General features: G+C 71.0%; 9 protein-coding genes. 5 read left to right on the top strand and 4 right to left on the bottom strand.

Annotation, left to right across the window (positions count from 1 at the left end; all coding sequences use genetic code 11):
* Position 1 precedes the first annotated feature (1 nt).
* Positions 2 to 253, bottom strand: a complete 252-nt coding sequence (locus CP976_RS35055; RefSeq protein ID WP_150483928.1) for a helix-turn-helix domain-containing protein — start codon at positions 251 to 253, stop codon at positions 2 to 4.
* 32 nt (positions 254 to 285) lie between these two features.
* On the opposite strand from CP976_RS35055, the gene map reads away from it, so the two are divergent.
* Entirely contained in the window at positions 286 to 1,053 is a 768-nt protein-coding gene (gene map, locus CP976_RS35050) for a type I methionyl aminopeptidase (protein WP_150483926.1), read from the top strand.
* A gap of 269 nt (positions 1,054 to 1,322) precedes the next feature.
* Positions 1,323 to 3,854 carry an ATP-dependent Clp protease ATP-binding subunit gene (locus CP976_RS35045; RefSeq protein WP_150483925.1) on the top strand — a complete coding sequence of 844 codons (2,532 nt, stop codon included), beginning with the start codon at positions 1,323 to 1,325 and terminating at the stop codon, positions 3,852 to 3,854.
* A gap of 52 nt (positions 3,855 to 3,906) precedes the next feature.
* Here CP976_RS35045 and ggt read toward each other — a convergent pair whose 3' ends face one another.
* Complete coding sequence (ggt, locus tag CP976_RS35040; RefSeq protein WP_150483924.1) at positions 3,907 to 5,712, bottom strand: gamma-glutamyltransferase; 1,806 nt, start codon at positions 5,710 to 5,712, stop codon at positions 3,907 to 3,909.
* Positions 5,713 to 5,816: 104 nt separating this feature from the next.
* On the opposite strand from ggt, the gene CP976_RS35035 reads away from it, so the two are divergent.
* Together CP976_RS35035 and CP976_RS35030 are read left to right on the top strand one after the other, a co-directional pair.
* Positions 5,817 to 6,572, top strand: coding sequence for a hypothetical protein (locus CP976_RS35035; protein ID WP_150483923.1), 756 nt, complete (start codon positions 5,817 to 5,819; stop codon positions 6,570 to 6,572).
* A gap of 116 nt (positions 6,573 to 6,688) precedes the next feature.
* Positions 6,689 to 8,257, top strand: coding sequence for a CocE/NonD family hydrolase (locus tag CP976_RS35030; RefSeq protein ID WP_150483922.1), 1,569 nt, complete (start codon positions 6,689 to 6,691; stop codon positions 8,255 to 8,257).
* Between the two features lie 223 nt (positions 8,258 to 8,480).
* On the opposite strand, the gene CP976_RS35025 is transcribed toward CP976_RS35030, so the two are convergent.
* Entirely contained in the window at positions 8,481 to 9,224 is a 744-nt protein-coding gene (locus CP976_RS35025) for an amino acid ABC transporter ATP-binding protein (protein ID WP_086599465.1), read from the bottom strand.
* A gap of 172 nt (positions 9,225 to 9,396) precedes the next feature.
* A complete protein-coding gene (locus CP976_RS35020; protein WP_150483921.1) occupies positions 9,397 to 9,804 on the bottom strand; it encodes a DUF6278 family protein in 408 nt (135 codons plus the stop codon).
* A gap of 227 nt (positions 9,805 to 10,031) precedes the next feature.
* Between CP976_RS35020 and CP976_RS35015 the strand changes: the two genes are divergently transcribed.
* Positions 10,032 to 11,792, top strand: a complete 1,761-nt coding sequence (locus CP976_RS35015) for an SGNH/GDSL hydrolase family protein (protein ID WP_150483920.1) — start codon at positions 10,032 to 10,034, stop codon at positions 11,790 to 11,792.
* The last annotated feature ends 31 nt before the right edge of the window (positions 11,793 to 11,823 follow it).

Genomic DNA, 11,823 nt, shown 5'->3' with positions numbered 1-11,823 from the left:
GTCAGACCGGCACCAGCACGCACTGCCCGGCCAGTTCGTCCATCGACAGCCCGAGCGTGCCCGCCAGCGCGGCCACCGTGAAGAAGGCCGGGGTCGGAGCCCGCCCGGTCTCGATCTTCCGGAGCGTCTCCGGGGAGATGCCCGCACGCGCGGCGACCTCCGCCATGCTCCGGTCGCCACGCGCCGCACGCAGGAGCCGGCCGAGCCGCTCGCCGCGTTCGCGCTCTTCGGGGGTGAGAGGGGTGCGCACCATGCCCCCATTCTAATACCGGTATAGTAATTGGCATGGTTGAGCTGAAGACAGACACCTCCATCGACGCGATGTACGAGGCGGGCCAGGTCGTCGCCCGCGCCCTGACGGCCGCACAGAAGGCCGCTGACGTGGGCGTCTCCCTGTTGGAGCTGGACGAGGTGGCGCATGACGTGCTGCGCGAGGCGGGAGCGACCTCGCCCTTCCTCGGCTACCGGCCGTCCTTCGCACCCACCCCCTTCCCCGCCGTCCTCTGCGTCTCGGTCAACGACGCGATCGTGCACGGCATCCCGACCCGCTACCGGCTGCGCGACGGCGACCTGGTCTCCATCGACTTCGGCGCGGAACTGGGCGGCTGGGTCGGCGACTCCGCGCTCAGCTTCGTCGTGGGCACCCCGCGCGAGGCCGACCTGCGCCTGATCGAGACCGCCGAGCGGGCCCTCGCGGCCGGCATCGAGGCCGCCGTCGTCGGCAACCGCATCGGCGACATCGCCCACGCGATCGGCACCGTCTGCCGTGCCGCGGGTTACGGCATCCCCGACGGTTTCGGCGGCCACGGCATCGGCCGCCGGATGCACGAGGACCCAGGGGTGCCGAACGAGGGCCGCCCGCGGCGCGGCATGCGCCTGAGGCACGGCATGGCGCTGGCGATCGAACCCATGGTCATCGCGGGCGGCATCGACACCTTTCACCCGGCCCCCGACGGCTGGACCCTGATGACGGACGACGGCTCCCGCGCGGCCCACGCGGAGCACACGGTGGCGATCACGGACGCGGGGCCGAGGATCCTGACCGCACGCTGATTCCTGACCGCGCGCTGATTCCTGACCGCGCGCTGATTCCTGACCGCACGCTGATTCCTGACCGCACGCTGATTCCTGACCGCACGCCGAGATCCGCCGGGATTGCCCAGCTACGCCCCGAAGGTGCCCCTTGTCCACGATCGTGCGAAGGTGTTCTACGAGCGCGCCCCAGGTGTAACCGGCTGCCACCCGGGTTACCCGACCCCGGCACGTCGACCAGCGAGGGCGTCCCCCGCCCGCGCGCCGGGGACGCCGGGAACGGAAGGCCCATGAGCAGCGGCTTCACCAGCCCGGAGGGCTACGGCTCGGATCCCTTCGGAGAATTCCTCGCACGCTTCTTCGGCGGACCGCGTCCGGGTCCCCGGCAGATCGACATCGGCCGGCTGCTCAGCCAGCCGGCCCGGGAGCTCGTCCGCGGCGCCGCCCAGTACGCCGCCGAGCACGGCAGCCGGGACCTCGACACGGAACACCTGCTGCGGGCGGCGCTGGCCACCGAGCCCACCAGGACTCTGCTGACCAAGGCCGGCGCGAACCCCGACTCGCTGGCGTCGCAGATCGACGAGCGGTCGGGCCCGGCCCAGCACACCCCGGACGACGCACCGCCGCCGACCGCGCTCTCCCTCACCCCGGCCGCCAAGCGCGCCCTGCTGGACGCGCACGACATGGCCCGGGCCCGCGGCTACGGCTACATCGGGCCGGAACACGTGCTCAGCGCCCTGGCCTCGAACCCCGACTCGGCCGCCGGGCACATCCTGAACGCGGCCCGCTTCGCCCCCTCCAACCCGCCCGAGGCGCCGGAGGCCCCCCAGGCCGAGCGGCCGCGCCCGACGAACACGCCGACCCTCGACAAGTACGGCCGTGACCTCACCGAACTGGCCCGGCAGGGCCGTATCGACCCGGTGATCGGCCGGGACGAGGAGATCGAGCAGACCGTCGAGGTGCTCTCCCGCCGCGGCAAGAACAACCCGGTGCTGATCGGTGACGCGGGCGTCGGCAAGACCGCCATCGTGGAGGGGCTGGCGCAGCGCATCTCCGAGGGGGACGTGCCCGATGTGCTGACCGGGCGCCGTGTGGTCGCCCTGGACCTGACGGGCGTGGTCGCGGGCACCCGCTACCGGGGTGACTTCGAGGAGCGGATGAACAACATCGTCGGCGAGATCCGCGCCCACTCCGAGCAGTTGATCATCTTCATCGACGAGCTGCACACGGTCGTGGGCGCCGGTGCCGGTGGCGGCGACGGCAGCTCCATGGACGCCGGGAACATCCTCAAGCCGGCCCTCGCCCGCGGCGAGCTGCACATCGTGGGCGCCACCACGCTGGAGGAGTACCGCCGGATCGAGAAGGACGCGGCGCTGGCCCGCCGCTTCCAGCCGATCATGGTGCCGGAACCGACCGCGGCGGACGCGATCGAGATCCTGCGCGGCCTCCAGGACCGCTACGAGGCCCACCACCAGGTCCGCTACACGGACGAGGCGCTGGTCGCCGCCGTGGAGCTGTCCGACCGCTACCTCACCGACCGGCGGCTGCCCGACAAGGCGATCGACCTGATCGACCAGGCCGGTGCCCGGGTCCGGCTGCGCGCCCGCACCAAGGGCACCGACGTACGGGGCATGGAGCGGGAGCTGGAGCAGCTGATCCGGGACAAGGACCAGGCGGTCGCGGACGAGAGTTACGAGCAGGCCACCCAGTTGCGCGACCGGATCATGGACCTGAAGCTGCGGATCACCCAGGCGGGCGGCGACCACGAGATCGACGAGGGCCAGGACCTGGTGGTCGAGGCCGAGGCGATCGCCGAGGTGGTGTCCCGGCAGACCGGCATCCCGGTCAGCAGCCTCACCCAGGAGGAGAAGGACCGCCTGCTGCGCCTGGAGGAGCATCTGCACGAGCGGGTGGTCGGCCAGGACGAGGCCGTGCGGGTCGTCTCGGACGCGGTGCTGCGATCCCGCGCCGGGCTCGCCAGCCCCGACCGGCCGATCGGCAGCTTCCTGTTCCTCGGCCCGACCGGCGTCGGCAAGACCGAGCTGGCCCGGGCGCTCGCCGAGGCCTTGTTCGGCAGCGAGGACCGCATGGTCCGCCTCGACATGAGCGAGTACCAGGAGCGGCACACGGTCAGCCGTCTGGTCGGCGCCCCGCCCGGCTACGTCGGCCACGAGGAGGCCGGTCAGCTCACCGAGGTCGTACGGCGGCACCCGTACTCGCTGCTCCTGCTGGACGAGGTGGAGAAGGCCCACCCGGACGTCTTCAACATCCTGCTCCAGGTCCTCGACGACGGCCGCCTCACCGACTCCCAGGGCCGCACGGTCGACTTCACCAACACCGTCATCGTGATGACCAGCAACCTCGGCTCCGAGGCGATCACCCGCCGCGGCGCCTCCGTGGGCTTCGCGTCGGGCGGCGCGGACGCGGACGAGGAGGCCCGGCGCGAACAGATCCTGCGCCCCCTGCGCGAGCACTTCCGCCCCGAGTTCCTCAACCGCATCGACGAGATCGTCGTCTTCCGCCAGCTCAGCACGGAACAGCTCCGCCGGATCACCGACCTCCTGCTGGACCGCACCAGGTCCCTCGTGCAGAGCAAGGGCATCTCGGTGACCTTCACCGACCGAGCGGTGGAATGGCTGGCCGACCACGGCTACCAGCCGGAGTACGGCGCCCGCCCGCTGCGCCGCACGATCCAGCGCGAGGTGGACAACGAACTGTCCCGGCTCTTGCTGGACGGCAGGGTCGCGGAGGGCGGCCGGGTGACGGTGGACGTGGAGGACGGCCACTTGAGTTTCCAAACGCAGGCGAGTGCAACGCCCTGACAGGGGCGCGGGGAACTGCGCGACCAGCCCCCACGCACCTGTCAGGCGGAACTCAACGCACAGGCCGCACCACCATGGCCGATCCACCACCCCGCCGCACGGTCTCGGCCGCGGCCAGCCACTTCCCACCTGGCAGCCGCTGAACCCCCGTAGCCGCACCGATCTCCGGGTTCGACTTGAAGGAGTGCCCGATGGCCTCCAACTGCTTCCTCAACCCGGCGTTGTCGTACAGCCCCGGTTCCAGCTCGGTCTGCGCAGCATTCCGCTGACTGGCCCGCGGCGCCGCGATCGCGTCGACGAGCGGCAACCCCCGGTCGAGGAACCCGGTGAGCGTCTGCAGAACCGTCGTGATGATGGTCGCCCCACCCGGCGACCCCAGCGCCACCACGGGCTTGTCGTGCCGGTCGAGAACGATCGTCGGCGACATGGACGACCGCGGCCGCTTCCCCGGCCCCGGCAGGTTCGGGTCGTGCACCGCGGGGTTCGCCGGGGTGAAGGAGAAGTCCGTCAACTCGTTGTTAAGGATGAACCCCCGCCCCGGCACGGTGATCCCGCTGCCACCGGTCTGCTCGATCGTGAGGGTGTAGGCGACGACGTTCCCCCACTTGTCGGCCACCGTCAGGTGCGTCGTGCTGTCGCCTTCGTACGTCGTCGGAGCGGCCGTACCACCGGAGCCGCACGCCTTCGGGTCGCGCGGATCACCCGGCGCCACAGGGCTCGTGAGCACCGCGTCGTCCTTGATCAGGCATTCGCGTGAGTCGGCGAACCGCTGGGACAGCAGTTCCCTCGTCGGTACGTCCTCGAAGGCCGGGTCGCCCACCCAGCGGCCCCGGTCCGCGAAGGCGATCCGGCTGGCCTCGATGTAGCGGTGCAGATACTTCGCCTGGCTCACCTTCGACAGGTCGGTCCGCTCCAGGATGTTGAGCGCCTCGCCGACCGTCGTACCGCCGGAGGAGGACGGTGCCATGGAGTAGACGCCGAGGCCGCGGTACGAGGATCTGGTGGGTGCCTGGAGCTTGGTGCGGTAAGCGGCCAGGTCCCTCTCGGACAGGTCGCCGGGGCGGGCGTTCCAGCCGGAGGAGGGGTCGACGGGCGGTTTGTTGACCGTGTCGACGACGTCCCGGCCGATGTCCCCGCGGTAGAGGGCGCCTACGCCCTTGCGGGCCAGCTCCGCGTAGGTGCGGGCGAGGTCGGGGTTCTTGAAGGTGGAGCCGACGACGGGGAGCCGCCCGCCGGGCAGGAACAGCTCGGCGGTGTCGGGGAAGTAGCGGAAGCGGGTCTCGTTGGACGCCGTCTGCGAGCGGAAGGTCTCGTCGACCGTGAAACCGTCCCGGGCGAGCCGCTCGGCCGGCTTCAGGACGCTCGCGAGCCGTTTGCTGCCCCACCGGTCGAGCGCCGTCTGCCAGGTGGCGGGCGTGCCCGGGGTGCCGACGCTCAGGCCGCTGCTGACGGCCTGGGCGAAGGGGACGGGCTTGCCGTTCTCGACGAACAGGTTCTTGTCGGCGGTCAGCGGGGCGGTCTCCCGGCCGTCGATGGTGCGGACCGTACGGGACTTGGCGTCGTAGTAGACGAAGTAGCCGCCTCCGCCGATGCCGGCCGAGTAGGGCTCGGTGACGCCGAGCGCGGCGGCCGTGGCGACGGCCGCGTCGACGGCGTTGCCGCCCTTGCGCAGGACCTCGATCCCGGCCGCGGAGGCGTCCCGGTCGACGCTGGAGACGGCGCCGCCGTAGCCGACGGCCAGGGGCGTTTTCTCACCGCCGGTGCTCTGTGCGGCGGGCGGCGCCGCCCCTCCCACCGACACCACCACGGCGGCAGAAACCGCCAGGACCGTCAGATTCCGTGCGACAGGGCGACGCATCCGCACCTCCAGTCAAAGGCCGTCCGCGCAGCTTAATTCATAGCCATGGCCGCGTCAGGAATGCCTCGAACACCGGTGCGTCGGGCCCGCTACCATGCGCGCCCATGAATGACGACGTGCGCAACATCGTCCTGGGTGTGGTCGCGGCGGGCATCAGCGCAGCGCTCGGCTGGGTGGCCCGCACCTACCTGTGGAAGCGCAAGCTCCGCCGGAAGCAGGCCTTCTTCGGACTGCCCGACAACTCGGAATCGCTGCTGGTGGTGAACCGGGGCGCCGCGGGGCCCGAGTTCGCCGTGATGCGCTACGACGTGTTCGCGCTGCTCGAACTCGCCGCGCTGATCAAGGACTGCAACGCCCACGCCCAGATCCTGCCGCACGACACGGCACGTCAGGGCTTCGGGGAGCGCACCGAGTTCTGTGTGGGCGGACCGGCGTCCAACCGCCGTATGGCGGCCCACCTGTCTTCCCTGCTGCCCGGTGTGCGGGTGAACGTCGACGCCGAACCGAGCCCGGACCGGGGCTCGTTCCTGATCGGCTCCGAGCGCTACCGCGTGGAGAACGGCAGGGAGGAGTACGCGCTGCTCGCCCGGCTCACCGCGGAGCGGAGCCCGCACACCCGTCCCGTCTTCCTCTTCTGCGGCCAGACGTCGATCACCAACCAGGCCACCACCCGCTACCTCGCCCGCAACCACGAGCGGCTGTCCCGCAAGTACGGCAACAACTCGTTCGTGCTGCTGCTGAAGGTGATCAACTCGCAGGCGTACGGGCCGGACGTCGTCGAACTGGTGGAGGACGTGACGCGCGCGGCACAGACGCCGCTGCCCGCGCAGGCTCCACGCAACAGCCACCGGGCCTCCTGAAGTCCTCCACTTCTCAACAATCGTTACTGGCACGTAACTTACCGACGGGTTACCCCGGGTAAGGGGGTGAGGTTACCGTCTGGTCACTTTGCACTGACACGAGTGAGGAGTGACCCGTGGGACTCCACCGCAAGGCCCTGCGCACCACCGCCGTAGGCGCCGTCTCGGCGACCCTGGTCGCCGGCACAGCCCTCGGACTCGCCCCCACCGCCCAGGCGACGCCGAACCCGATCCGGTTCGTCGACATCACCGGCGACGGCGGCACCGTCCTGAAGGCAAACGTCGTCACCCCGGCCGGAGCCGACGGCACGCACCGCTACCCGCTGCTCGTCATGCCCACGAGCTGGGGGCTGCCCCAGGTGGAGTATCTGGCCCAGGCCCAGAAGCTCGCCGACTCCGGGTACGTCGTCGTCACCTACAACGTGCGCGGTTTCTGGCAGTCGGGCGGCGAGATAGAAGTCGCGGGCCCGCCCGACGTGGCCGACGCCTCGAAGGTCATCGACTGGGCGCTCGCCAACACCCCCTCGGACGCCGGGCACATCGGCATGGCGGGCGTCTCCTACGGCGCCGGCATCAGCCTGCTCACCGCCGCGCACGACAAGCGGGTCCGCGCGGTCGCCTCGCTGAGCGGCTGGGCGGACCTGATCGACTCGATCTACGCCGGCCGCACCCAGCACGTCCAGGCGTCCGCCCTACTGGACGGCGCGAGCCTGGTGACGGGCCGCCAGAGCGCCGAACTCCGGCAGACCTTCGACGACTTCTACGCCTCCAACCTGGCGAAGGAGCCGGAGCTCATCGCCTGGGGGAAGAAACGTTCCGCTGCGACCTACGTCGACCGGATCAACAACAACGGCACGGCGGTCATGCTCGCCAACGCCTGGGGCGACACGATCTTCCCGCCCAACCAGTACGCCGACTTCTACGAGAAGCTGACCGGCCCGAAGCGGCTGGAGATGCGCCCCGGGGACCACGCCACCGCCGAGCTGACCGGCCTGTTCGGACTGCCCAACGACGTATGGAAGGACACCGAGCGCTGGTTCGACCACCACCTCAGGGGCGAGGACAACGGCATCGACCGGGAGCAGCCCGTCCAGCTCAAGTCCCGCTCCACGGGCGGCTACGAGGGCTACCCCGACTGGAAGTCGGTCGCCGCGACGAACCGGAAGATCGACCTCGCGGGCACGACCACGATCCGCACCAACGTGAACTCGGGGGCCGACGGCGGGGTCGTCTTCCTGTCCAGCATCCTCGACCAGGTGGCCCAGCTTCCCCCGATCGCCTCCATCCCGCTGCTCCCCCGCCGCTGGGCCGCCGTGTGGCAGTCGGAGAAGTACGCCACGGCCCAACGGGTCCGCGGGACGGTGAAGTTGCACACGACCCTCACCCCGACCAAGGAGAGCGGCACCCTCGTCGCCCACCTGTACGACGTGGGGCCGCTCGGCCTCGGCAAGCTGGTCTCCCACGCGCCGTACACCTTCCACGGGCGCACCCCCGGAAAGCCGTTCGGCGTCGACCTGGAGCTGTACTCCACGGCCTACGACGTCCCGGCCGAGCACCGCCTCGCCCTGGTCGTCGACACGGTCGACCCGCTCTACATCGAGCACAACCCGTCCGGCGCGCAGCTGACCTTCTCCTCGCCGGCGAACGACCCGTCGTACGTGTCGGTTCCGCTGCGCGAGCAGTGATCTCCGGCTGCTGCCGGACGGGCCTGGCCGATGTGAACCGCCGCCCCCGTGGCCGACAGGGCCGTGGGGGCCGCACCCGGCGGGAGTGGCCCGCGGAGCGGGCGGGCGGTCTGCTCACCCCGGGCGGGATCGGCGGAATTCGGCGAAGTCCCCCTCTCCGACAGGGATGAAGGGCACATCGTAGTCGAGGTCCGACGCGATGAGCCGTCCGGAGCCCCGCCGTTCAGTGCTTGAGGATCTTGGAGAGGAAGTCCTTGGCACGGTCGCTGGTGGGGTTGGTGAAGAACTCGTCGGGGGTGCGGTCCTCGACGATCCGGCCGTCGGCCATGAAGACGACGCGGTTGGCGGCCGAGCGGGCGAAGCCCATCTCGTGCGTGACGACGATCATGGTCATGCCGTCGCGGGCCAGCTGCTTCATGACCTCCAGCACCTCGTTGATCATCTCCGGGTCGAGGGCCGAGGTCGGCTCGTCGAAGAGCATCGCCTTGGGCTCCATGGCCAGTGCGCGGGCGATGGCCACGCGCTGCTGCTGGCCGCCGGAGAGCTGCGCCGGGTACTTGTCCGCCTGGTCGGCGACGCCGACCCGGTCGAGCAGTTCACGGGAGCGCTTGTCGGCGTCCTCCTTCTTGCGCCCGCGCACCTTGACCTGCCCCAGGGAGAGGTTCTGCAGGACGGTCTTGTGGGCGAAGAGGTTGAACGCCTGGAAGACCATCCCGACGTCGGCGCGCAGCCGCGCGAGGGGCTTGCCCTCCTCCGGCAGCGGCTGCCCGTCGAGGATGATCTGTCCGGACTCGATGGTCTCCAGACGGTTGATCGCCCGGCACAGTGTCGACTTTCCCGACCCCGACGGGCCGATGACCACGACCACCTCCCCCCGGCCGACGGTGAGGTTGATGTCCTGGAGGACATGCAGCTCCCCGAAGTGCTTGTTGACGTCACGCAGCTCGATCAGCGGATCGACGGCCATGCTCAGCCCTACTCACTCTCAGCTGTGTGGTGGTTGCCGCAACGTATCCAGGCAAGATCGGACTTGAACGGCGACACGCACTTTTCGATCATTAGCCGTATTTACGGCGGACTTTGGGCCAAAGGTTCTGAGGATCAGCGGTTCTGAGGATCAAGGGTTCTGAAGACCAGTCTCACGCCTCCGCGACTTCTGCGTACAGCTGGGACAGCTCGGGCACGCCGTTCGCGGCCCATTCGTGACCGGAGTCCACGACGTCGAACTCCCGGCCGGAGGCGAGCCGCACGACGGGCTGCCCGTCGGACCGGATCTCCCAGGCCGCTCCGGGCACGGTGCGCACGATGACGGTGCCCAGGTAGAGCCCGGCGTCGTTGCCGAGCCAGGTCAGGGTCTCCTCGTCGTCCCGCCAGAGTGGCACGAGCTGGTCCAGCGCCTCCAGCGAGGCCGCCGAGTCGTCCAGCCGGACACCCGCCCGGGACGCCTGGGAGCGGAGCAGTTCACACTCGGCAAGGAGTTCCGCGATGCCTGCCGGATCGGGAACCCCGAGCTTCCGGCGCCGGTTGCCCAGGAAAGGGATGTTCATAAGCCCAGCGTGTCATTCGTACCGCCGTACGCACCACAGGCGCGCGGGCCCGCCGGTACCTGACAAGTTCACGCCGAGTTCGCGCAGGGCTCGTTGACGTGCCTCTGCCGTCTCCCTAGTTTCACCGTGCGTCGTGCCTCGTCCGTCTCGGCTTTTGCCGTGTCTTCTGTTCCGTCCCTGCGTTTCGTCTTGTTGCGTCGTGTGTCGATGAGGGGGAGGAGTCGGCCGTGCGCCGATGTGTCCGGGGGATCCTGATCGTCCTGGCCCTGTGCGGGTCCCTGGTGCCGGCGGTGCCTGCGCAGGCCGTCGAGGAGCGGCGGGCCGCGCCGGTGCCGCTTGAGCGGCTGTTCGACAACGTCGCCGTCAGCGACGATGGACAGCCCGAGCAGGCCGACTTCGACGGTGCCGGTGCCTCCCTGTCGGCGCGGGACCTCGCGGCCGCGGGCTGGACGCCGGGCCGCGGCCTCACCGTTCAGGGAGCCCGGCTGACCTGGCCGCGGCGGCAGCCCGGCGAGCCGGACAACGTCCGCGCGGCCGGCCAGGACGTACGCGTCACGGGGCGCGGGGACGCCCTCGCCTTCCTGGTGGCGGGCACCTCCGGCAATGAAGTGGGCGGCCCGGGCGTGATCACGTACGCGAACGGCACCCGCTCCGGGTACCGGCTGACCGCGCCCGACTGGCGCACCGGGCCGCTCGCCACGAAGGCGGTGGCCCTGCCGCACATCAACACGCCCGGCGGGCAACTCGCCGAGCGGGCTCGCCTGTACGTCGTGACGGTGCCGCTGGTGCCGGGGCGCCCGGTCGCCTCGGTCCGGCTGCCGCGCGCGGCCGGACTGCACGTCTTCGCGGTGTCGGTCCGGACCGCGACGCGGGGCTGGACGGGCAGCTGGACGACGTCCACGTCCGGCTACACCGCCGTCGGGCCCTGGACGGACCGGACGCTGCGGCTCGTGGTGCACACGTCGGCCGGTGGTCCCCGGGTGCGGGTGCGGTTCGACAACACCTTCGCGGCGGCGCCGGTACGGATCGGCAGCGCGACGGTGGCGGTGCAGGCGGCGGGCGCGGCGGCACGCGGGACGCCGGTGCCGCTGTCCTTCGGAGGCGCGGGGGGCGTGGAGCTCCCGGCCGGGGCCCAGGCGTACAGCGATCCGCTGGGCTTCGCCGTCCCGGCGGGCGCCGACCTGCTGGTGAGCTTCCACCTGCCCGGCACGGTGGCGGCGGCGCCCGTGCACCGGCTCGCGCAGCAGCGGTCCTACGTCAGCGGGCCGGGCGACCACGCGGCGGACGGCTCCGCGGACGCGTACACATCGGTGATCACCGGCTGGCCGCTGCTCGCCGGGGTCGACGTGAGCGGCGGACCCGGGTCCGTCGTGCTGCTCGGGGACTCCATCACCGACGGCGACAAGTCCACGGTGGACGCGAACCGGCGGTGGCCGGACGTGCTGGCCGGCCGGCTGCTGAAGCAGACCGAGGTCCCGCGCTACGGCGTACTGAACCAGGGCATCTCGGGCAACCGCGTGGTCACCGACCGGTATCCCGGCGACGGGGTGTCCACGGACGCGGCCGGGGTGAGCGCCCTGCACCGGTTCGACCGGGACGTCCTCGCCCAGCCGTCGGCCCGTACGGCCGTCGTCTTCGAAGGCATCAACGACCTGCGGTGGGACACTTCGGCGGAGCAGGTGATCGCGGGTCTGCGCGAGCTGGCGGCACGCGGGCACGCCCGGGGCCTCAGGATGCTCGCGGCGACGATCCTGCCGTGCGAGGGCGAGGCGCGCTGCACGGCCACCGTCGACGCCGAGCGGGTCGCGGTGAACGAGTGGATCCGGGACGGCGGGGTCTTCGACGGCGTACTCGACTTCGACGCGGTGGTCCGGGACCCGCAGCGGCCGTCCCGGATGCTGCCCGCGTACGACAGCGGGGACCATCTGCATCCGGGCGACGCGGGGCTGGCGGCCCTGGCGGACTCGGTCGACCTGCGGCTGCTCTAGGGGATGTCGCGTGGGTCAGGTATCAGGCAGT

It is taken from the genome of Streptomyces coeruleorubidus (assembly GCF_008705135.1).
GTDB classification, from domain to species: domain Bacteria; phylum Actinomycetota; class Actinomycetes; order Streptomycetales; family Streptomycetaceae; genus Streptomyces; species Streptomyces coeruleofuscus.
Note: the sequence above shows the minus strand (reverse complement) of the source record. Positions and strands in the feature narration are given on the sequence as shown.